This window comes from Lelliottia sp. EB106-05-01-XG201 (genome assembly GCF_058791735.1).
Map to the genome: position 1 here is coordinate 2363616 of NZ_JBYTDV010000001.1, position 20007 is coordinate 2383622.

The following is a 20007-nucleotide window of genomic DNA, read 5'->3' on the forward strand; positions in this document are numbered from 1 at the left end:
TCAGGGATCAAGATGGCAAAAGTTTTTTTGCTCAACGGCACTGTCATATTCAGTCCGGAGCGAAACGTCTTACACGCAAAATCCGATGAAACGAAACGCATTGCGTTAAGTAATCCGGCAACGCGTTGTTTATACCTGTTAATTCAGCAACAGGGCCAGGTCATTGAGCGCGATTATTTTTTTGAACACGTCTGGTTTATTAATGGGGCGCAGGTCACAAATAATACCTTCTATCAAAACATCTCCTTGCTGCGGCGCGCGTTTAAAGAGCTTGGCCTGAATGAAGAGCTGATCGTCACCGTGCCGAAAGTTGGCATCCGCCTGGAACGGCAGCTGAACGTGGTTGAGCAGGAGGCCGAAGAGCCTCGCAGCGAAAAGCCGTTGCCTGAGCCTGTTTCAGCGATAGAAACCGCGCCGATAGCGCCGCGCAGGCGTTTGCTCTGGTGGGTAGTGGCCGCAGCGGTGAGCTGCATTGTGGCCGGGATCGTCACCTGGCAGGCACAGTTCGATTCGAGGCTGAGCCGCTATGAGCCCCTGAGCCTGGTGAAAGGGTGTCACTGGAATGGGAATCAGGACGTGCTGAATTTTGATAAGCATCAGCAATTTATAAAGGCAAGCCAGCTCGACTGTCACAGTTACCCCTGGATTTATCTCACGATGTATCCCAATTTTCCGCGCATCTCGGCATTAACCTGTCGCCAGCAATATAGTCGCTGGCGTGATAATGACTGCGTAACACATTATTATTTCACGGAGTCCAGAAATGTGGGTGCGTAATATTAAATGGGTGATTTTCATCATTGTCGCCGTAATCTTGACAATTGTTGGGATGTTAATGTTCGAGAACTGGCAGCGATCGCATTTCAATTGTTCCGGGGAAATGGTCATGGAGTATCCGGATATTCGCGGCGATATTTCCGTCAGATACGTTTTCAACGGTAGCCGCGGAGTCGCTATTTTGCGCGGACAAATTACCGATAGTCATGCCGAGACGATGCCAATTAATCAGAACGTCTGGTTTACCTTCACCCGCAAAGATGACGATTACTTCCTCGAATCAGAAAATGTCGCATCCAGTGAGGGTGGGGCGACGATAAACCCGCTACTCCTCAGGACGCTGCCCGATTTTTACCTGAAGGCAAAAGAACCGTTCTATTTCAGCATACTGCGGCTCAACAGCAGCACATGGCAGTTCTATACCAGCCGATCGCCGTCGGTGTTTTGTCGGCAGTAGGTCAACTACTGCCGTCTGGCCTGCATGCTCGTTTACCGCCAGTGCAGAACGATGGCTATTTTATTGATGATAATAAAGCCATCAGGCAGCCTGCAAAGAGGAAAGCGCAGATGCGGAATGTTAAAATTTCTAATCTTTTCATTGGGGATCATCCAGGGTTTCGCCCTGGCCGCTGGATGAAATTAAGAATTTGGGGTTAGCGTATATGAAGTTACTGACTGATTTTTAATGCATTTTACCATCAGGCGTAATGGTGACCTTTTATCGCCTATTGTGTCTATTCTTTATGTTTCTGTCTCTTTGACATTTATTAATTAAAGTTATAACTATGAAGTGTTACTAATGCCTTGAGCTCATTCCTTATGGCGTGGAGAATTTTGCCTTGAATACGCATTACAGTGCGTTTAATATGCCGAACTTTCATATGAAACTACACTGTAAATTATAATGTTGCTTTATAAAAAAAACGCTTTAGGCAAATTACTCAACCTTGTTTTATTCATCATGTTCATACCGTTTTTGATGCTCTGCGGGTGGTTTTACTATGAGAGTAAAATAAAAATGACCTCGGTGGTTCATGAGTCACTCAGGTACACCGCTCATAATACAACACAACAATCAATAAAGACCTATCTGCGCAGCATTGATGAGTCATTTCAACGAATACAATCACTTGCGTTAAGAAAAGACAGCCAGTTTAATATTAACGATCGCGGTGGTCCTATCGTCAATGTGGTCCATGAGTTTTTGAATGCCCACGATCTTTTCCTGAATGCCATGCTTTACAATTCCGACGGAGAATTTCGGGTTATTCCTGAACATTTGTCAAAGATAAAAACACCGACAGATCGTCCATGGTTTCCGCATAATACCCGGGAGGGTGAAATATTCCACACTCTTGCCTATAACGTGCTGGATGCAGAAGGAAATGAATCCGGAGAGAAGCGAGTCGCGGCGGCAATGAATTTGTTTGATATTAACAGGAATAAAATCGGTAGCGTCGCCTTTGATTTAGATATGGCCAGTATCTCCCTGGGGCTGAAGAATATCCAATCCCCCTATAATAGTTCTCCCTTTGTCGTGGACAGGAATGGTACTTATATACTTCATGAAAACCCACGCAAGCTATTGAGAGAAAGTGTGCCAACACACTGGATGCCGAAGTTTCATGATGTGAGCGGTTTTTTCTATGACGACGTGACAGAAATGCATGTCCACTACAGTATTAATCCCAATCCTGAATGGATAACTATCATTACACTTCATAATGACGAATTTAAAAAAATAGTTAATTCATCATTAAATGCACTCATCTTTATCGCTATTTCCTGTCTCATTTACTACGTCGGGCTGGCTTTGATTTGTAAGCTTTATGTCGCCAACGTGATGATGCGAATCAGTTACGGTCTTGATGGGGCAGATGTGAATACGCAGGCACATGATATTAGCTCTATCTTTACTAAGATCCAAAACAAGACTGCCGAGTTCAATGATATAGAAACCCAGAGCAGAACAGATCCCTTAACGGGTCTCTATAACCGAAGAAAGCTGGAAGAAGACTTCACGCATTACATTAAAAAGAATCAGCGGATACATCTGGCCATTATCGATATTGATAATTTTAAATCCGTTAACGACACCTACGGTCATCCCGTTGGGGATAAAATCCTTACTTATATTGGAAGCTCTGCGACAGAATGGATTCGTGAGGGAATCAGCGCCTATCGCTACGGCGGTGAAGAGTTCGTCATACTTTTTCTGGATATGGATGAGACCCAGGCTCTGGAATATCTAAACCAATGGCGACAAAAGGTCTCTGAGCGTGAGTGGAGAGAGGCGGATCTGGTACTGACGTTCAGCTGCGGCCTGGCCTGTCGCATTGACGAGGATCTGCACGCTCTGGTAGAGAAAGCTGATTTAGCGTTGTATGAAGCCAAACAGGCCGGGAAGAATAGGGTGATTGTTCATCGTGAATCCCCCCGCTGAATATTGAGTTAGGATACTGAAAGCAAGGGGCAGAGGGGAGGCATAGCGTTTCTCTCTGCCTGTTTATGAAAGTCGGCAGAAAATAGTTTACTGTGGTGTTTATATTATTAAACAGAACGTTAACACTCAAATATAAAGCATGCAAAGCAAATGAAAACAATACAACATTACCTATAACAACTTGCTATAAACAGCCTTATGTTTATTTAAGTAAAAAAAGCGCAGGATTTACAATGCCTTTTTTATTTACAGTCAATATCATTAACGCTGTTTAACTCCTGTTTAAAAAACGATGCTATATTGCCTGCGCTTTAAATCATATTTTGATTTTCACCTTTCAATAGCTCAGCGTTCAATATGCGTAGTCTTAAAAAGCAGATTTTACTGATTATATTATTTTTGGCTTCTTTGTTTATCATTGAGTGTTTATTGTCTGAATGTATTGATATGGATTATTTCCGAACACTTCATCGCCGACAACAACATGTTTTTGTCCTTTAACCCATATTCCATGCATTCCTTACTGAAACATCGACAGGCTGATGAAATATAATATTGTTAATGGCTGGTTGATCAACCTCGACACTGAAACTCTTTATCATCTTGCGACAGGCAAGGAAGTGAAGGTGGGCGAGTTCCAGTTTAAGTTACTCTGTGTGCTCATTCAAAACGCGGGCACCTTATGCCAAAAAGATTATCTGCTCGAGACCGTCTGGGATGACAGGATTGTAGGGCTAAACAGCCTGACCAACGCGATACATGCTTTACGCACATTTGTTGGGGATGATGGCAAAAACCAGTCAGTTATCAAAACAGTGCCAGGGAAAGGATATGTGCTAAATCTCCAATGCTGCGAGGTTAAACCATCAGACGACGTGAGCCATGAGTCGGAAGTTCTGGCGCCGCCCAGTAGTGCATTGGGGAATCCTGGTGCAACCGGAGGAGAAGATGGCAAGCGTTCGCCCGATGTCAGAAGAACCGGAAAAGTGCATTACGCCATTGTTAAAAATCTCATCGTGCACTCGCTGTTGGTCACGACGGGTTTTCAACTGCTGAATGCGATTGGGTTCATGGTGTGGTTTATGTTTAACATCAGTCTTGATTGCTAAAGCCTGGGTGACTTAACAGGTGCAGGGAAGGTGAGACTGTTGGCGCTCAGGGCTCAGAGGGTCCGGGGAGCAACGGTGGGATATGACGTTGTTTATCTTACATATTGCATTTAACATAATAAGCCTGAAACGTAACAACTCTACAACATGTTTACATACATGTTATCAACATGTTAGATGCGGTATCCGCCACGGGCCGAGCGGCGAGGGCGGTTGCGTTTGTGGGTTCCAGAATGACGACGGAAACTCTTACGAGAACCACGTTTAGACATACGATGACGACGCATATTACCTCCATGAATTTATTGGGTAGATAACCTCAGGTTCATCATTTTTCATACCAAATGAAGAGCGTATGCGCTGACGGACTTGAGGAGGTACAACATGATTACCAGTACTACGATCCTTAACGCTTTTCGCGGAATGGGCTCCTTCGTGAAGACGACGCCAAATAGTGTCAAAAGTACCGAGAGTACTATTACCAGAATAATTAGTTCGAGCACGTTCAGCGCCTTCAGGTGTATTCAAGAAATCCGCAGTAGTTTTTGACTGTACAGCATCATAATTAGTCTTGACTGCCTGCGCCGATGATAAGCCGGTCTGCGCGGCCATAAGCCCACGTTTTGCAGATTCGGTAGTGGCCTGCTGATTGATTAAGTTCGCCTGAGCGTTCTGAACCTTAAGCTGACCAGCGGCAACCGCTGTATCGGCGACATTTTTAGCACTCTGTGCTTTTTGAAGATTGACCGTAGATGCGGTCTGAGCCGTGTTGTTAAGCGAATTTTGCTTAGCAGCGTCGGCAACTTTGGACTGCTGATAGGCTGAGTATAGCTTAGTCATAGCGCCCCCTTGATAGGGATTCTGCATCTGGGGCGTGCTGGCACCCTGTATGGCTCCATTTGTGGCAGCAAGCACAGGGTTTAACCCAGCGGCCTTTAAATCAGCGACACGACGGGATACAGCCGTATTAGACATTTGCGCGTTAGCACTGTTAGTCATACCCGTAGAAATAAGAGAACCGGCAGCATCAATAGCACCGGATATAGCAGCATCTGCCCAACCCATTTTTTGTTACTCCTGCAGGAAGTAAAAAGCGCCCCATAGGGCGCTTGGATATTAGAAGTGGTCGATATAACCAGGTACCGAGTAAGTCGGCATCGGCCGCGCGCACTTCAGGTCAAAAAACACATCCATAAGAAACTCAGGTTCATTTTGCACCGCAATAACACGATCAATGGGCGGATGCTCCTCAATAAAATCCTTGTTTAAGGTTGGAAGGCTGTCAAACTTCTGGGCCAGATGCCAGATATCTAACGATTCAGGAGACGTAGAACGCATCTTGCCAGTCACCTGCGACATACCATAGCGATACTCCGCATAACGCTCCTGATAACCGAACACACCATCATCAACCGGATTACCGTCAGCATCCTTAACAGCAGATCCTTGCGCGTAAATCTCTTTATTGAGCACAGCCTGTTCACCCAGATGAGCAAGCGTAGGCCAGAAGAAATCATAGCGAGTCTGGCGAGACCACATACGCGGAATACCCTGCTGATATGTCAAATCAGCACGAACGCAACAAATACCGATAATCGTACAGTGTTCAACGAATGAATGACTAAAGCCATGACGGAAGTCACCCGCAAAGCCGAACGCAGCGAGGTTACCCTGTGGAGACGTAGAGTCTGAAGCAGAGTTTTGAAGCACGGGATTCACATTAATATCAATCGTACCGCCGCCAAGATATTCGGGGCGTTGTACGCGGGAATCCGGCGAAATAACGCCGAAGTGAGAACGGATAATCTCTGTATAACGAGTACCACCGCGCGCATCACGTTCAAGCATACGTTGTAGCTGGAAGGCCTCACGCAATGAGTTAATTGTGAGGGCGTCAGTATTTGTAATAGAAAGACCAGGATTATCACCAAAGCCAGTCATGCGTAAATATTGAGAGCTCATATCAGTATTAGTAGGAATAATATGAGGACCAGTACCGGCTACATATTCAGACGCAAGAGGAGAAATCCACGATTGAGCACCATCAGATGTAGTGAACTGAAAATTTAATCCATCCTGAGTTGTGAGCGTAGGTGTACCGAGAGCAAGCTCAACACCGTCACCTTTTTGAGGCCATGGAAGACACGAGGTGAAATAGTCATGACGTTTTCCACGACGCTTTAAGCGGAAGTCAGTCGGGTCACCATCGGCATCACCTTTATCCACTGGAACAGAATCACATAAGTTCTCATCTCTGAACCACTCGTTATATATCAAATTATAAGCGCGCAATGGCAATGCGCTATGAGACAGATTAGGAACGCCAATCGGCAATCCCATATAATCACCCAAATCACCAGCACGATAACCAGCGCCAGTATTAATCTGAGGTATTAAATAATCAACTGAATCACCAGGGTTAGTTTGCTCACCGTTAAACTTTTGCCAATTATCCCAGACAAGACGATTAGGAACGCTGAAAAAAAAGTAATCTAATTTCAGGTTATCCATAAATGGTGTAATAGGCGTAGTAAGACGAGCAAGAATAGATGTTTTGAGATGGAAAGTATCACCGGGCAAAGTTTCATCCACAAAAAAGGGAATAAGCCAGCCAGAATTAAACGTTGTTTTATAGTTCGAGCTCCTGTTAAAGACAGACCGAGGGATGTTAGTAGACGGTATTGTACCGAAATCATGGGACATGTGAGACCGGTTAGCACGGCCAAGATAGCTACCACGACGTTTCATAAGCAACTCCAAAAGATTCCAAAAGGGTTAAGAAAGGCAACACCAAAAGCTCATCGCTGAAAGATTGGTGTCACCTGGCACAGTTACATCAAGTAGAACTGTGCCCGGCAGACGTCGGAGCCGCTGCCGGAGGTTCCGAAACCGGGGGTTTCGGGTCTCCCGACGGGTTGGACGGACCCGAAGGCGGCGGCATAGCCACCGACTTCTCTCCGCCCTCCAGTAAGCCTAATTCCACGGCTTTCCCAATGTTGTCCGGATTGGTCATAAACTCCACGTACTTATCAACGTCGTTACCGAACTCCTTACGGATGGAGGAGGGCAGGGACATGAAATCGTCCTCTACGTCAGCAATACGATCCAAAGCCTGCTGATAATCTGCATATACGGTGCAGTCATAATAACTAGCACGTTGTGTAGGCGTGAAAATCGCCATATTTTTTGTAGCAATAGCACGCGAAACAATCTGATTAATATCAGTTTCATTTTTAAAGTGTTGCTGAGTACGTGTAGGCTCAGTAAACACAATACCCGCTACAGGAGGCGGGTTATAACGTGAATAAATCTTCGGTTTAAGCATTTTCAACCTCCAGAGGCATACTAACTATATATTTACGGTCAATATCTACGACCATATTTTGGTCCTCAATGAATCCAACCTCAGCAATAACATATAGTGAGAAATTACGGTGTTGTTGCATCAGACACCAGTTATAAAAATAAGAGCCTGCGGCACCTTCATTAGTTTGAAGAAAAGTAAAGGTATCTACATTCATTGCATCGTCACGGATTACAAATAATTTAGCCATTAGTTAGTTCCTTCTTCGTATTTACGCATCATTTTATGAAATTTAAGAAAATTGAATTTTTCTAGCTGTTTAAGACGGGTTTCGTCGACCTCCACAAGGTCGTCCTTACGTCGTTGTTTATTTCGTTCCAGAAGTTCTGGGTCCATTCTTCCCAAGAGCTTGTCATAGTAACGGGGCGGCTTAGAAGCTTTGCCGCCGCGGGATATAACCTTGTCTTCAAATATAATATCTTTGCTAAAACGTTCAAAGAAAGTGGCACCAATACCGGGGCGGTTAGATGACATGGAGTATTCCGGGACTCTATCATGATAATGTTCTGAAGCGTCTGGTCCATTAATCTTCTTAACACAATATCGCGCTGTATACGCAGCCGATTCGAATGAAAAGCCAGCGACCACGGAATGCCCAAATGGCCAGCATTTTTGTAGAAGCTCCGAGATAAATAAGTCGAACTTACCGCTTCTGAATAAAGACTTATCAGGGAAGTCATAGCCGAATATCACCAAATGATAATGAGGACGGTTGAACTTAGTACCGTATTCACCACAGCCAAAGTAGCGAATTTTACGAGGGGAAATCTCCTTACGCAGCCGCTTAAGGAAAAGAGTTACATCACGAGGATCCAGAGTTGGGTAACCATACTCGGACCAAGGTAAGTCCTCGTCACGATACGTGAGAGTGATAAATGAGTTTGCTTCGTGCATCTGCGCTTCGTGAGTACAGCGAACGGCCCATTCACGAGAACGGGCCAGACGACAAGCAATGCACTGACCACAAGGGAGAGATAGCTTCTCAAAAGTCTTCTCCTCACGGAGAGAACAGTGAAAAACAATGTTACCTGAATGTGAACGCCAAGCCTTAAGAGGGCTGGTACAAGGCATCGCAAATTCTCCCAGGAAATGAGAGAGTTACGTAACAAACCTATTTAACATAATATACATTATGCGCACTGACGTTCTGGTGCGCTTTTTGTGGCATTTACTGGCTCACCAAGGTTCCAACTTATGGCCTGTACACGTCCACTTAATGCATATCGAGTCAACGGCAAAATCTTCTTCACGCCGTCTCGCGGCGCTGAGTTTCTTCAGCTTCCGTGTGGTCAGTGTGTCAACTGCCGCCTAACCCATTCCCGCGAATGGGCTATACGCTGTACGCATGAAGCGCAGATGTGGGACCACAACTGCTTTATCACGCTTACGTATGATGACGCCCACTTACCCGAAGGCGGTACACTCGTTCGTAAACATCTCACCGATTTCTTTAAGCGGCTGCGTAAGCATTTCTCCGGACGAACGATCCGTTACTTCGCCTGTGGCGAATACGGTTCTAAGCTCCAGCGTCCTCACTATCACGTCATTCTGTTTAACCTGGATTTTGATGATAAGAGGCTTTACAAACATGGTGATTTCCCGCTGTTTAATTCAGCTACCCTTTCTCAGCTTTGGCCCATGGGTTTCTCTGTTCTCGCCGGATTTTCGTTTGAGAGCGCTGCGTATACTGCAAGATATTGCGTTAAAAAAATTACCGGGCAAAAAGCCGAGAGTCATTATAACGGGCGCAAGCCGGAGTTCTCGGCTATGTCGTTACGCCCAGGCATTGGATATACATATTTTCTCAAATACTATGAGGACATTGTCAATTATGACAAAGTTATCTCTCGCGGCGGAAGGATGTCACGTCCTCCGCGTTATTACGACAAACTCTTATCCGGATGTGACCTCGAATTACTCGAAAAAAATAAACTTTCTCGCGTAGAAAATGCTGTGGTCGTCGACCCATGGCGCTTACAGCATTTGGATAAACACTCAATTCTTAAATTTCAGCAAATGATAAGGAAATATGAAAATGGCTAAACTCTTTGCAATCCGTGATGATGTAATGAATGTTGATACCTTTACTTTTCTGCAAACTAATGAAGGTGCCGCAGGCTCTTATTTTTATAACTGGTGTCTGATGCAACAACACCGTAATTTCTCACTATATGTTATTGCTGAGGTTGGATTCATTGAGGACCAAAATATGGTCGTAGATATTGACCGTAAATATATAGTTAGTATGCCTCTGGAGGTTGAAAATGCTTAAACCGAAGATTTATTCACGTTATAACCCGCCTCCTGTAGCGGGTATTGTGTTTACTGAGCCTACACGTACTCAGCAACACTTTAAAAATGAAACTGATATTAATCAGATTGTTTCGCGTGCTATTGCTACAAAAAATATGGCGATTTTCACGCCTACACAACGTGCTAGTTATTATGACTGCACCGTATATGCAGATTATCAGCAGGCTTTGGATCGTATTGCTGACGTAGAGGACGATTTCATGTCCCTGCCCTCCTCCATCCGTAAGGAGTTCGGTAACGACGTTGATAAGTACGTGGAGTTTATGACCAATCCGGACAACATTGGGAAAGCCGTGGAATTAGGCTTACTGGAGGGCGGAGAGAAGTCGGTGGCTATGCCGCCGCCTTCGGGTCCGTCCAACCCGTCGGGAGACCCGAAACCCCCGGTTTCGGAACCTCCGGCAGCGGCTCCGACGCCTGCCGGGCACAGTTCCTCTTGATGTAACTGTGCCAGGTGACACCAATCTTTCAGCGATGAGCTTTTGGTGTTGCCTTTCTTAACCCTTTTGGAATCTTCTGGAGTTGCTTATGAAACGTCGTGGTAGCTATCTTGGCCGTGCTAACCGGTCTCACATGTCCCATGATTTCGGTACAATACCGTCTACTAACATCCCTCGGTCTGTCTTTAACAGGAGCTCGAACTATAAAACAACGTTTAATTCTGGCTGGCTTATTCCCTTTTTTGTGGATGAAACTTTGCCCGGTGATACTTTCCATCTCAAAACATCTATTCTTGCTCGTCTTACTACGCCTATTACACCATTTATGGATAACCTGAAATTAGATTACTTTTTTTTCAGCGTTCCTAATCGTCTTGTCTGGGATAATTGGCAAAAGTTTAACGGTGAGCAAACTAACCCTGGTGATTCAGTTGATTATTTAATACCTCAGATTAATACTGGCGCTGGTTATCGTGCTGGTGATTTGGGTGATTATATGGGATTGCCGATTGGCGTTCCTAATCTGTCTCATAGCGCATTGCCATTGCGCGCTTATAATTTGATATATAACGAGTGGTTCAGAGATGAGAACTTATGTGATTCTGTTCCAGTGGATAAAGGTGATGCCGATGGTAACCCGACTGACTTCCGCTTAAAACGTCGTGGAAAACGTCATGACTATTTCACCTCGTGTCTTCCATGGCCTCAAAAAGGTGACGGTGTTGAGCTTGCTCTCGGTACACCTACGCTCACAACTCAGGATGGATTAAATTTTCAGTTCACTACATCTGATGGTGCTCAATCGTGGATTTCTCCTCTTGCGTCTGAATATGTATCCGGTACGGGCCCCGGTACTGGTCCTCATATTATTCCTACTAATACTGATATGAGCTCTCAATATTTACGCATGACTGGCTTTGGTGATAATCCTGGTCTTTCTATTACAAATACTGACGCCCTCACAATTAACTCATTGCGTGAGGCCTTCCAGCTACAACGTATGCTTGAACGTGATGCGCGCGGTGGTACTCGTTATACAGAGATTATCCGTTCTCACTTCGGCGTTATTTCGCCGGATTCCCGCGTACAACGCCCCGAATATCTTGGCGGCGGTACGATTGATATTAATGTGAATCCCGTGCTTCAAAACTCTGCTTCAGACTCTACGTCTCCACAGGGTAACCTCGCTGCGTTCGGCTTTGCGGGTGACTTCCGTCATGGCTTTAGTCATTCATTCGTTGAACACTGTACGATTATCGGTATTTGTTGCGTTCGTGCTGATTTGACATATCAGCAGGGTATTCCGCGTATGTGGTCTCGCCAGACTCGCTATGATTTCTTCTGGCCTACGCTTGCTCATCTGGGTGAACAGGCTGTGCTCAATAAAGAGATTTACGCGCAAGGATCTGCTGTTAAGGATGCTGACGGTAATCCGGTTGATGATGGTGTGTTCGGTTATCAGGAGCGTTATGCGGAGTATCGCTATGGTATGTCGCAGGTGACTGGCAAGATGCGTTCTACGTCTCCTGAATCGTTAGATATCTGGCATCTGGCCCAGAAGTTTGACAGCCTTCCAACCTTAAACAAGGATTTTATTGAGGAGCATCCGCCCATTGATCGTGTTATTGCGGTGCAAAATGAACCTGAGTTTCTTATGGATGTGTTTTTTGACCTGAAGTGCGCGCGGCCGATGCCGACTTACTCGGTACCTGGTTATATCGACCACTTCTAATATCCAAGCGCCCTATGGGGCGCTTTTTACTTCCTGCAGGAGTAACAAAAAATGGGTTGGGCAGATGCTGCTATATCCGGTGCTATTGATGCTGCCGGTTCTCTTATTTCTACGGGTATGACTAACAGTGCTAACGCGCAAATGTCTAATACGGCTGTATCCCGTCGTGTCGCTGATTTAAAGGCCGCTGGGTTAAACCCTGTGCTTGCTGCCACAAATGGAGCCATACAGGGTGCCAGCACGCCCCAGATGCAGAATCCCTATCAAGGGGGCGCTATGACTAAGCTATACTCAGCCTATCAGCAGTCCAAAGTTGCCGACGCTGCTAAGCAAAATTCGCTTAACAACACGGCTCAGACCGCATCTACGGTCAATCTTCAAGAAGCACAGAGTGCTAAAAATGTCGCCGATACAGCGGTTTCCGCTGGTCAGCTTAAGGTTCAGAACGCTCAGGCGAACTTAATTAATCAGCAGGCCACTACCGAAGCTGCAAAACGTGGGCTTATGGCCGCGCAAACCGGCTTATCATCGGCGCAGGCAGTCAAGACTAATTATGATGCCGTTCAGTCAAAAACTACTGCGGATTTCTTAAAAACTGATACAGGTGAGCAAGTTTTCAGGACAAATATGATGACTCGTGGTGGTGCCGGTAATCCAGGTACTTATATAAACTTGGGTAATGGTACATATCATTCTGCTAAATCATATATGAAGAATTATAAGTCTCCCCCTTCTGGTCCTGGTACGAATGCTTATGGTGCCTATGGCAAATGGAAATGAATGGGATTGGCGAGTTGAGTTTGCCAAATTACTTTGTTTGATTCGTTGGATGATTGTTGTTGTTTCTGTACTTGGGTTGGCTGCTGCTGCTTTTGTTGCAGATCACTATTAATTCAGGGGCTTCGGCCCCTTCACTAAGGAGAATAAATATGCGTCGTCATCGCATGTCTAAGCGAGGTTCTCGTCGGAGCTTTCGCAAACATTCTGGAACACACAAGCGCAATCGCCCGCGCCGCAGTGCTCGCGGAGGCTATCGTATATAGTACGGAAGTACTAACGATATAACATAACGCTACATTATGCGCACCACCCATAACCCAGACAGAATCCACCGGTTTGTGGTCATCCTTGGTCCTGATTGCTAACAGCCTCAGATCGTCACCGACACCGCTCAAGTTCCACAGTCTCTTATGTAAAGCCCCGCATTCCAGCAATTCAGAAAAGTATCTGCTCCAGGTCTACACTTTTGCCATCAAAGACGCGTCCTGGCTCGCCAGTAACAGAAACGCCTTTACCGCACCCTTCGTTTCACCATCACGGCTGATCATCAGCAGATTAGCCGTCATCTCCGAATCATTCAGACTGCGGTAAACCAGCCCAGGAATATTGACCTGCTGCAACGGCTCGGGAACCAGCGCCAGGCCGAGTCCGGCGGCGGCATGCGCCAGAACGCTGAGCGAACTGTCAGAGCGATGCGCAACTCGAAGGTCATGTTTCAGTTTCTGGCTTAACATCAGGTACAGTTTTTCGTGAGTATCATGCGCATCGTAGAGGATCAACGGCTCCCCGGAGAGCATTTCTACCGTGAGCTGCGGGTGCTCAGCCAGCGGATGCTCGTCCGACAGCGCCACCAGAATTTTCCAGTCCCCTATTCTTTGCACCTGAATTCCGCCGGTCAGCGTTTTACTGTGATCCGGCGTGTAGCCGATATCCAGCTGTCCGGCGAGGATCGCCTCAACCTGCTGCTGGGCTGGCACCTCCTGCAGAATCATCTCGACGTCTGGATAATGTCGGCGAAAAAGCCGTAAGTCATGCATCAGTTTGCCGCTAAAAATGGCGTTGCCGGCGAAGCCAATCCGCACCGTGCCGGTTTCGCCGCGCAGAGATCTTTCGACGGAACGACGAGCAAACTCAGCCTGTTCCAGCGTGCGCCGCGCCTCAGTCTCGAGCAGTTTTCCTGCTTCGGTCAGCTCGACGCTGCGGCTGGTTCGCAGAAATAATGCGCCCCCGAGCTCTTCCTCGAGCGCACGAATTTGCATACTAAGCGCAGGCTGCACGATATTTAAGGTCTGCGCTGCGCGGCCAAAGTGTTTCTCTTCCGCCACGGCCAGAAAATAGCGTAACTGGCGTAAATCCATCACTCTTCTCCAGTCATCATAAAAAATGATTAATCAGTCAATTTAATCTATTGGATGTTATCGAAGGCAGAGTGAATACTCCATACATCTTTCACGTACCGGAGCACGAAAATGGACAACAGAGTTGAAGACCGTCTGCAGATTACCGACCTGATTAACGGCTGGATCCACCGGGATTTAAACGAATGGGATCAGCTGCGTTCACTGTTTCACCCTGACGGCACCATCGAAGTCACCTGGTTCGAAGGGCTTTTTAGCGATTTTGTCAGCGGCTCGGAGCGTATGGGCGCGTCCGATATCCGCACTAAGCATCTGATGGGCAATCCGATTATCACCTTCAACGGCGACAAAGCGATTGTCGAAACCAACGCCATCATTATCGGTGAAAACGTCAAACTGAACGTGGGCTGTAACGGCCATAACCGTTTCTACGATCTGGTCGAGAAGCGTAATGGCGTCTGGAAGCTTTTCCATCGTCAGAGCATTTACGACATGGGCACTTTCACATTCCCGCTGGGACTGGTGGAAATCGACACGGCGACGGCCGAGAAATACCCGCGCGAATATGCCGCTCTGGCTTACGTGCTGGAAAAAAGCGGCTTCCCTGTGAAGCGTGTTTTTGCCACGCGCGGCAGTGAATTAGAGCGAAAAATGAAAGCCGATGGTCAGGCCTGGCTAAACGCCTGAACATAAATCATCTACACTTGCTGAAACCCGCAAACTGGAGATGCGCTGATGGCCGACTGGAACCCTTCTTTATATCTGCAATATGGCGCGGAACGCACCCGTCCCGCCGCCGAGTTGCTGGCAAGAGTAGCGCTGAACGAGGTGACGGATGTTCTGGATCTGGGCTGCGGCCCGGCGAACAGCACCGCGCTTTTGCATCAGCGCTGGCCGTCGGCACGCATTGTTGGCGTGGATAATTCTCCCGCGATGCTGGAACAGGCGCGGGTCGCCTTGCCTGAGTGCCAGTTTATCGAAGCCAATATCCAAACTTATCGCCCGCCACATTCGGTCGACCTGGTCTACGCCAATGCGTCGCTCCAGTGGATCCCCGATCACTATGAGCTGCTGCCGCACCTGGTTTCCCTGCTCAAAATGAACGGCGTTTTAGCGATTCAAATGCCTGACAATCGCGACGAACCCTCGCACGTATTGATGCGGGAAGTGGCCTACGAACAAGGTTTTCCGGACCGCAGCCGCGATCCGCTGCCCGGTGTTCACGCCTATTTTGATATTTTGACCGATGCGGGCTGTGACGTGGATATCTGGCGCACCACCTACTATCACAAAATGAGTTCTCATCAGGCGATCGTTGACTGGGTGAGCGCGACAGGATTGCGCCCGTGGTTGCAGGATCTGAGCGAACACGAGCAGCGGAACTATCTGGAACGCTATCATGAACTTCTGGAACAGCAGTATCCGTTACAGGAAAACGGACAGATACTGCTGGCCTTCCCGCGGCTGTTTATCGTTGCACGCCGCGAGCCGTAAGCGTCACTTAAAGCGAAACGCGGTAGCGGACGAAATCGTCCGCTGTAACAAACTTGTCGTAGAGTTTTCGCGCAGGGTTGTTTTGCCGCGTCACCCAGTAGAGCATTGACCACCCTTCGCGTTTACCCTCCGCCTGCAGCGCCTCAATCAGCGCATTTCCGGCACCGCTCCCACGAACGGTTTCATCGACAAACAGATCTTCCAGGTAGCAGACCGGCGCGCTCGAAAATGTCCCTTCGTGAAGCACGCACATGGCAAACCCCACCACTTTCCCGTCGATTTCCGCCACCCGGCAAAGCAGCGCCGAATCTGGATTCAGCGCCCTTTCCCACGTCGAGGCCGTCACGGACTCATCGAGTTCGCACTCATAAAACGCCGTGTAGCCATCCCACAGCGGTCGCCAGTCGGCATAATCTTCTTTATTTAACGCCCTGACCGAAACTGTCATTTTGTCTCCTCGCCGGTTAAATCCATGACCATGTTAAAACAGCGTAACTCCGCGTCGGCCATTCTGGAATAATGAATGCTCTCGCCGAGCGTCATAAAGCCTTGTTTCTCATAAAACGTCTGCGCATTGGGCGTCGAAGAGAGCGTTAATCGCGAAATGCCACGCTCGCGGGCATCGACTTTAATCGCCGCGATGATCCGCCCCGCCAGCCCTTTTCCGGCCGCTTCGGGGACGGTGAAAATGGCCTCCACGCTGTTGGCTTCAAGATCGAGATAGCCGCTTGCCACGATCGCGCCCTTCTCATCTTCGATAACATAAAAAGGATTGTCGACGATCACCTGACGATAGCTTTCAGGCATCGCGTCCGGCGTCCAGCGGGCAATCACGTCAGGAGCGTAGCTGCTCTGACAGCCTGCGCGGATCGCCAGGTTACGAACATGCCAGAGCCTTTCGGCCTCTTCCGGTGCGGCCAGTCTTAAGGTCATATTTTCCTCGGCTATTCAGACACGACAGAATGTGATAATCATGAAAATAGCAGAAGGCAAACAAAAACATAACGACAAATAATGGAGATGCGAACCGTGAAGACGCCAACGTTAACCACCGAACGCCTGATACTGAAACCGCTGGAAGCGGAGGATGCGTCGCAAATTCAGCTGCTATATCCGCGCTGGGAGATTGTTCGCTACCTGGTGGCGAGCGTGCCCTGGCCCTATCCGCCCGATGGCGCGGCGAATTACGTCAATAACGTCGCTCTGCCGGATGTCGAAAACGGCGTGGCCTGGTTCTGGACGATTCGTCGCAAAGACGACCCCGACCGTCTGATGGGCCTGATCTGCTTGTACGATGTGGAAGATAACAATCGGGGATTCTGGCTGGCGCCCGAATGGCAGGGTCAGGGATATATGCGTGAAGCCAGCATTGCCGCGACGGACTTCTGGTTTAATACCCTGAACAAACCGCTGCTGCGCGCGCCAAAAGCGGCGGTCAACGAACGTTCGCAGCGGATTTCAGCAAGCAGCGGGATGCGACTGGTCAGAACCGAAAAGAAAGCTTACGTCTGCGGCGAGCTGGATTCGGAGCTGTGGGAAATCACTCGTGAGGAGTGGAACGCCCTGCAGCGTTCCTGAATGTTCGTTACGTGAGCTGGTAATGTCTGTCCGGTAATACGCGGGCCGGGATTTCCGGCTCGTCGTTCATCTGCAGCAGATCGATCTCCATTGCATTACAGATGGCGTCCAGCGGCAAGTCGTTATTTTCTGTACCGAAAGGTTCTTCCAGCTCTTCTGCCAGCGCATCGAGAGAGATAAAGGTGTAGGAGATCAGCACCGAGACAAACGGCGTCATGTAGTGCAGATCGACCACCAGGGCAAATGGCAGCATGATGCAGAAAAGATAAACGGTACGGTGCAAAATCAGGGTGTAAGCAAACGGCACTGGCGTATTCGCGATGCGCTCGCAACCGGCCAGCACCACCGACATATCGTTAAGACGGTTATTGAGGCTGTGGAACAGAATATCGGACAAATGCCCTTCCCGGCGGCGAACTGCCAGCCACTCACCCATGATCAGTAAAATGCGATTCGACGGCGAGTTTGAACTCATCACCGCTTTCAGATGCACCGGGGAGAGATAGCGTGCAAGTTGGTCCGCCTGCGGCTGTTTTCTGAGGGTCATTCGCAGGCAATGAGCGAACGCAATTTGCAGGCGCACAAACTCATTCAGGTGCGGATCGTCCGGAAGCGTGTTTTTCACCTCGCGAAATAGCGAGCGTGACGCTATCATCAGTTGCCCCCAAAGCTGGCGAGCCTCGACGTAGCGCGAATAACAGGCGTTATTGCGAAAGCCGAGGAAGATCGCGATGGCCACACCGAGAATGCTGAACGGCGCAACGGTCAGTTTGATGCCGAGCGATGAGTACCACGGCAACATCACGATAACAGCGATGGATAACAGGAAGTTAAGGAACAACCGGGTAAAGATTTTAGACAGAACGGAACCGTGCCAGACGAAAATCAGGCGCAGCCAGTGCTGTTGAGGACGAACAATCATAGTCAGCTTCAGGTCAATAAAGAGCGCGACTATTAAACGTGATCGCCGTCACGGTTGCAAGCTTGTTACGGAATTGCTGCCCCTTTTCTCACTGTCAGACAAAAAGCGCACGATGCTGAAGTGTACTTTAAAGAAACGGGGCACATAGTATGTTGTAACTATTGTGTGTTTAAACAAAACCCGGCCGGAGCCGGGAGTCGTTATTAGCACAGCGGTTTAACGGCCGCGCGCATCCCCTGCAGCAGAATCGCATCCAGATCCAGGGTAACTTGTTCTACCAATCCGCTCACTTTCGTCAGATCCTGCTCCCAGTGTTCAGTGACGCTGAGAACCGCTTTGACCAGCTCGCTGGTGCTGATTTGTTTATCGTGGTGTTGAGTCCACAGCTGCTGGAAGCGCTCCAGCCAGTGAGCGTCGTCCTGCACCGGATAGCTTTCACCGTTACGCTCCCCGCGATAAAACGCCATCAGCGCCGCCAGTGCAAAAGTCAGTCGCACAGGCAGTTTACCGGTGGCCTTCTGCCCTGCCAGCAGCTGCGGCAGGATACGGGTGCGGTACTTCGTCATGCCGTTCAGCGCGATCGACAGCAGCTGATGTTTGATGTACGGATTACGGAAGCGCCCCGTCACCGCACTGGCGAAGGATTCCAGCTCGTCTTTCGGCAGATCCAGTACCGGGATGATCTCCTGGTAGATGGCCTTCTCGACGAATGCGCAGACTTCCGCATCGTTCATCGCTTCACCCACCGTGTCCAGCCCCGCCTGGAAAGCAACTGGCACCAGCGCCGTGTGCGCGCCGTTGAGGATCGCCACTTTGCGCTCTTTGTACGGCTTGATGTCGTCAACAATCAGCACGTTAAGCGGGAATTTATCGAGGCGCAGCTCGGCTGCCAGAGATTTTGGCCCCTGAATCACAAACAGATAGAAGTGTTCGGCGGTATCGAGGAAGCCATCGTAATAGCCCAGTTCGGTTTCGAGGGCTGCCACTTCATCACGCGGATAGCCAGTCACAATGCGGTCGACGAGAGTGGAACAGAAGCTGTTGGCATCGTTCAGCCATTGGGTAAAGGCCGCCGGGAGCGCCCACTCCTGCGCATAGCGCAGCACCAGTTCACGCAGGGCATCGCCATTATAATCAATCAGTTCGCACGGAATAATCACCCAGCCTTTATCGGCTGCGCCGTTGAAATGGCTGAAACGCTCGAACAGCAGACGAGTCAGTTTTGCCGGATAACTCACCGCTGGCGCGTCGTCGAATTTGTCGTCGGCGTGATAGCTGATACCCGCTTCGGTGGTGTTGGAGAAGACAAAGCGCATCTCCGGATTGTGTGCGAGCTTGAGGAATTCGTCGTACTGGGTGTAGACGCTGATCTCGCGGTTCACGGAGCGGATAAGACGCGCGTCGCTGACCGCTTCGCCTTTCTCATTCAGGCCACGAATAATTGTGGTGTACAGACCGTCCTGCGTGCTAAGCGATGGCGGGAAATCGCTCTGGATGGGACGGACGATCACCACCCCGGAATTCAGGTCGGTGTGCTCATTCAACAGGTCAATTTGCCAGTCGATGAACGCACGTAAAAAGTTACCTTCACCGAACTGGATGATACGTTCAGGATAGAGAGCACCGGGAAAATCACGACGATTGAGTGTGTTCACAAGGGGTTCCTTTTTTAATTAGTCATACAGCCCGATAAGATT

At 48.5% G+C, this 20007-nt stretch carries 23 protein-coding genes; 13 read left to right on the forward strand and 10 right to left on the reverse strand.

What is annotated here, in order from left to right:
- Positions 1–12 precede the first annotated feature (12 nt).
- The 4 genes from AC3WS9_RS11055 (at position 13) to AC3WS9_RS11070 (ending at position 4329) form a co-directional block, all read left to right on the forward strand.
- Positions 13–777, forward strand: a complete 765-nt coding sequence (locus AC3WS9_RS11055) for a winged helix-turn-helix domain-containing protein (RefSeq protein ID WP_492488307.1) — start codon at positions 13–15, stop codon at positions 775–777.
- Positions 764–1234 carry a YqeJ family protein gene (locus tag AC3WS9_RS11060; RefSeq protein ID WP_282495239.1) on the forward strand — a complete coding sequence of 157 codons (471 nt, stop codon included), beginning with the start codon at positions 764–766 and terminating at the stop codon, positions 1232–1234. The genes AC3WS9_RS11055 and AC3WS9_RS11060 overlap by 14 nt, the downstream gene beginning before the upstream one ends.
- Before the next feature lie 447 nt (positions 1235–1681).
- A complete protein-coding gene (locus AC3WS9_RS11065) occupies positions 1682–3220 on the forward strand; it encodes a GGDEF domain-containing protein (protein ID WP_492488309.1) in 1539 nt (512 codons plus the stop codon).
- A 542-nt stretch (positions 3221–3762) separates the two neighbouring features.
- Entirely contained in the window at positions 3763–4329 is a 567-nt protein-coding gene (locus tag AC3WS9_RS11070; RefSeq protein ID WP_492488311.1) for a winged helix-turn-helix domain-containing protein, read from the forward strand.
- Positions 4330–4617: 288 nt separating this feature from the next.
- Here the strand turns inward: AC3WS9_RS11070 and AC3WS9_RS11075 are convergent, their stop codons facing one another.
- The 5 genes from AC3WS9_RS11075 to AC3WS9_RS11095 all read right to left on the reverse strand — a co-directional run bounded on the left by AC3WS9_RS11075 (position 4618) and on the right by AC3WS9_RS11095 (position 8587).
- A complete protein-coding gene (locus tag AC3WS9_RS11075) occupies positions 4618–5394 on the reverse strand; it encodes a hypothetical protein (RefSeq protein WP_492488313.1) in 777 nt (258 codons plus the stop codon).
- A gap of 51 nt (positions 5395–5445) precedes the next feature.
- Positions 5446–7077, reverse strand: coding sequence for a major capsid protein (locus AC3WS9_RS11080; RefSeq protein ID WP_492488315.1), 1632 nt, complete (start codon positions 7075–7077; stop codon positions 5446–5448).
- Positions 7078–7165: 88 nt separating this feature from the next.
- Complete coding sequence (locus AC3WS9_RS11085) at positions 7166–7654, reverse strand: hypothetical protein (protein ID WP_492488317.1); 489 nt, start codon at positions 7652–7654, stop codon at positions 7166–7168.
- Complete coding sequence (locus tag AC3WS9_RS11090) at positions 7647–7883, reverse strand: hypothetical protein (RefSeq protein WP_492488319.1); 237 nt, start codon at positions 7881–7883, stop codon at positions 7647–7649. The genes AC3WS9_RS11085 and AC3WS9_RS11090 overlap by 8 nt, the downstream gene beginning before the upstream one ends.
- Positions 7883–8587, reverse strand: a complete 705-nt coding sequence (locus AC3WS9_RS11095) for a rolling circle replication-associated protein (RefSeq protein ID WP_492488321.1) — start codon at positions 8585–8587, stop codon at positions 7883–7885. The genes AC3WS9_RS11090 and AC3WS9_RS11095 overlap by 1 nt, the downstream gene beginning before the upstream one ends.
- Before the next feature lie 300 nt (positions 8588–8887).
- Between AC3WS9_RS11095 and AC3WS9_RS11100 the strand changes: the two genes are divergently transcribed.
- From AC3WS9_RS11100 to AC3WS9_RS11125, 6 genes are all read left to right on the forward strand, one after another.
- Positions 8888–9736 (forward strand): rolling circle replication-associated protein, encoded by an 849-nt coding sequence (locus tag AC3WS9_RS11100; RefSeq protein WP_492488323.1) that lies wholly within the window; start codon positions 8888–8890, stop codon positions 9734–9736.
- Entirely contained in the window at positions 9729–9965 is a 237-nt protein-coding gene (locus AC3WS9_RS11105; protein WP_492488325.1) for a hypothetical protein, read from the forward strand. Before AC3WS9_RS11100 ends, AC3WS9_RS11105 begins: the two co-directional genes overlap by 8 nt.
- On the forward strand, positions 9958–10446 hold the full coding sequence (locus AC3WS9_RS11110; RefSeq protein WP_492488326.1) for a hypothetical protein: 489 nt from the start codon (positions 9958–9960) through the stop codon (positions 10444–10446). Before AC3WS9_RS11105 ends, AC3WS9_RS11110 begins: the two co-directional genes overlap by 8 nt.
- 88 nt (positions 10447–10534) lie before the next feature.
- Positions 10535–12178 (forward strand): major capsid protein, encoded by a 1644-nt coding sequence (locus AC3WS9_RS11115; protein ID WP_492488328.1) that lies wholly within the window; start codon positions 10535–10537, stop codon positions 12176–12178.
- A 51-nt stretch (positions 12179–12229) separates the two neighbouring features.
- Positions 12230–12958: a hypothetical protein gene (locus tag AC3WS9_RS11120; RefSeq protein ID WP_492488330.1), complete on the forward strand. Its 729-nt coding sequence runs from the start codon at positions 12230–12232 to the stop codon at positions 12956–12958.
- Positions 12942–13070, forward strand: a complete 129-nt coding sequence (locus AC3WS9_RS11125; RefSeq protein ID WP_492488332.1) for a hypothetical protein — start codon at positions 12942–12944, stop codon at positions 13068–13070. Before AC3WS9_RS11120 ends, AC3WS9_RS11125 begins: the two co-directional genes overlap by 17 nt.
- Before the next feature lie 346 nt (positions 13071–13416).
- On the opposite strand, the gene AC3WS9_RS11130 is transcribed toward AC3WS9_RS11125, so the two are convergent.
- Entirely contained in the window at positions 13417–14316 is a 900-nt protein-coding gene (locus tag AC3WS9_RS11130; protein WP_492488334.1) for a LysR substrate-binding domain-containing protein, read from the reverse strand.
- Positions 14317–14427: 111 nt separating this feature from the next.
- On the opposite strand from AC3WS9_RS11130, the gene AC3WS9_RS11135 reads away from it, so the two are divergent.
- Positions 14428–15003 carry a nuclear transport factor 2 family protein gene (locus AC3WS9_RS11135; protein ID WP_285144470.1) on the forward strand — a complete coding sequence of 192 codons (576 nt, stop codon included), beginning with the start codon at positions 14428–14430 and terminating at the stop codon, positions 15001–15003.
- A 48-nt stretch (positions 15004–15051) separates the two neighbouring features.
- Positions 15052–15810 carry a trans-aconitate 2-methyltransferase gene (gene tam / locus AC3WS9_RS11140; RefSeq protein ID WP_492488336.1) on the forward strand — a complete coding sequence of 253 codons (759 nt, stop codon included), beginning with the start codon at positions 15052–15054 and terminating at the stop codon, positions 15808–15810.
- A 7-nt stretch (positions 15811–15817) separates the two neighbouring features.
- Here tam and AC3WS9_RS11145 read toward each other — a convergent pair whose 3' ends face one another.
- Both AC3WS9_RS11145 and AC3WS9_RS11150 read right to left on the reverse strand, forming a co-directional pair.
- Positions 15818–16258 (reverse strand): GNAT family N-acetyltransferase, encoded by a 441-nt coding sequence (locus AC3WS9_RS11145; protein WP_492488338.1) that lies wholly within the window; start codon positions 16256–16258, stop codon positions 15818–15820.
- Positions 16255–16743: a GNAT family N-acetyltransferase gene (locus AC3WS9_RS11150; RefSeq protein WP_492488340.1), complete on the reverse strand. Its 489-nt coding sequence runs from the start codon at positions 16741–16743 to the stop codon at positions 16255–16257. The genes AC3WS9_RS11145 and AC3WS9_RS11150 overlap by 4 nt, the downstream gene beginning before the upstream one ends.
- 96 nt (positions 16744–16839) lie before the next feature.
- On the opposite strand from AC3WS9_RS11150, the gene AC3WS9_RS11155 reads away from it, so the two are divergent.
- On the forward strand, positions 16840–17388 hold the full coding sequence (locus AC3WS9_RS11155; protein ID WP_492488342.1) for a GNAT family N-acetyltransferase: 549 nt from the start codon (positions 16840–16842) through the stop codon (positions 17386–17388).
- 7 nt (positions 17389–17395) lie between these two features.
- Here the strand turns inward: AC3WS9_RS11155 and AC3WS9_RS11160 are convergent, their stop codons facing one another.
- Both AC3WS9_RS11160 and AC3WS9_RS11165 read right to left on the reverse strand, forming a co-directional pair.
- The gene (locus tag AC3WS9_RS11160) at positions 17396–18310 is read right to left on the reverse strand and encodes a bestrophin family protein (protein WP_492488344.1); all 915 of its coding nucleotides are present in this window, start codon (positions 18308–18310) and stop codon (positions 17396–17398) included.
- A gap of 203 nt (positions 18311–18513) precedes the next feature.
- Positions 18514–19965: a tagaturonate reductase gene (locus AC3WS9_RS11165; RefSeq protein ID WP_492488346.1), complete on the reverse strand. Its 1452-nt coding sequence runs from the start codon at positions 19963–19965 to the stop codon at positions 18514–18516.
- Positions 19966–20007: the final 42 nt, after the last annotated feature.

What these genes read in the sequence shown, in the direction of transcription:
- AC3WS9_RS11055 (WP_492488307.1), top strand. Translation starts at nt 13, where the DNA reads ATGGCAAAAGTTTTTTTGCTCAACGGCACTGTCATATTCAGTCCGGAG.
- AC3WS9_RS11060 (WP_282495239.1), top strand. Translation starts at nt 764, where the DNA reads ATGTGGGTGCGTAATATTAAATGGGTGATTTTCATCATTGTCGCCGTA.
- AC3WS9_RS11065 (WP_492488309.1), top strand. Translation starts at nt 1,682, where the DNA reads ATGTTGCTTTATAAAAAAAACGCTTTAGGCAAATTACTCAACCTTGTT.
- AC3WS9_RS11070 (WP_492488311.1), top strand. Translation starts at nt 3,763, where the DNA reads ATGAAATATAATATTGTTAATGGCTGGTTGATCAACCTCGACACTGAA.
- AC3WS9_RS11075 (WP_492488313.1), bottom strand. Translation starts at nt 5,394, where the DNA reads ATGGGTTGGGCAGATGCTGCTATATCCGGTGCTATTGATGCTGCCGGT.
- AC3WS9_RS11080 (WP_492488315.1), bottom strand. Translation starts at nt 7,077, where the DNA reads ATGAAACGTCGTGGTAGCTATCTTGGCCGTGCTAACCGGTCTCACATG.
- AC3WS9_RS11085 (WP_492488317.1), bottom strand. Translation starts at nt 7,654, where the DNA reads ATGCTTAAACCGAAGATTTATTCACGTTATAACCCGCCTCCTGTAGCG.
- AC3WS9_RS11090 (WP_492488319.1), bottom strand. Translation starts at nt 7,883, where the DNA reads ATGGCTAAATTATTTGTAATCCGTGACGATGCAATGAATGTAGATACC.
- AC3WS9_RS11095 (WP_492488321.1), bottom strand. Translation starts at nt 8,587, where the DNA reads ATGCACGAAGCAAACTCATTTATCACTCTCACGTATCGTGACGAGGAC.
- AC3WS9_RS11100 (WP_492488323.1), top strand. Translation starts at nt 8,888, where the DNA reads ATGGCCTGTACACGTCCACTTAATGCATATCGAGTCAACGGCAAAATC.
- AC3WS9_RS11105 (WP_492488325.1), top strand. Translation starts at nt 9,729, where the DNA reads ATGGCTAAACTCTTTGCAATCCGTGATGATGTAATGAATGTTGATACC.
- AC3WS9_RS11110 (WP_492488326.1), top strand. Translation starts at nt 9,958, where the DNA reads ATGCTTAAACCGAAGATTTATTCACGTTATAACCCGCCTCCTGTAGCG.
- AC3WS9_RS11115 (WP_492488328.1), top strand. Translation starts at nt 10,535, where the DNA reads ATGAAACGTCGTGGTAGCTATCTTGGCCGTGCTAACCGGTCTCACATG.
- AC3WS9_RS11120 (WP_492488330.1), top strand. Translation starts at nt 12,230, where the DNA reads ATGGGTTGGGCAGATGCTGCTATATCCGGTGCTATTGATGCTGCCGGT.
- AC3WS9_RS11125 (WP_492488332.1), top strand. Translation starts at nt 12,942, where the DNA reads ATGGCAAATGGAAATGAATGGGATTGGCGAGTTGAGTTTGCCAAATTA.
- AC3WS9_RS11130 (WP_492488334.1), bottom strand. Translation starts at nt 14,316, where the DNA reads ATGGATTTACGCCAGTTACGCTATTTTCTGGCCGTGGCGGAAGAGAAA.
- AC3WS9_RS11135 (WP_285144470.1), top strand. Translation starts at nt 14,428, where the DNA reads ATGGACAACAGAGTTGAAGACCGTCTGCAGATTACCGACCTGATTAAC.
- tam (WP_492488336.1), top strand. Translation starts at nt 15,052, where the DNA reads ATGGCCGACTGGAACCCTTCTTTATATCTGCAATATGGCGCGGAACGC.
- AC3WS9_RS11145 (WP_492488338.1), bottom strand. Translation starts at nt 16,258, where the DNA reads ATGACAGTTTCGGTCAGGGCGTTAAATAAAGAAGATTATGCCGACTGG.
- AC3WS9_RS11150 (WP_492488340.1), bottom strand. Translation starts at nt 16,743, where the DNA reads ATGACCTTAAGACTGGCCGCACCGGAAGAGGCCGAAAGGCTCTGGCAT.
- AC3WS9_RS11160 (WP_492488344.1), bottom strand. Translation starts at nt 18,310, where the DNA reads ATGATTGTTCGTCCTCAACAGCACTGGCTGCGCCTGATTTTCGTCTGG.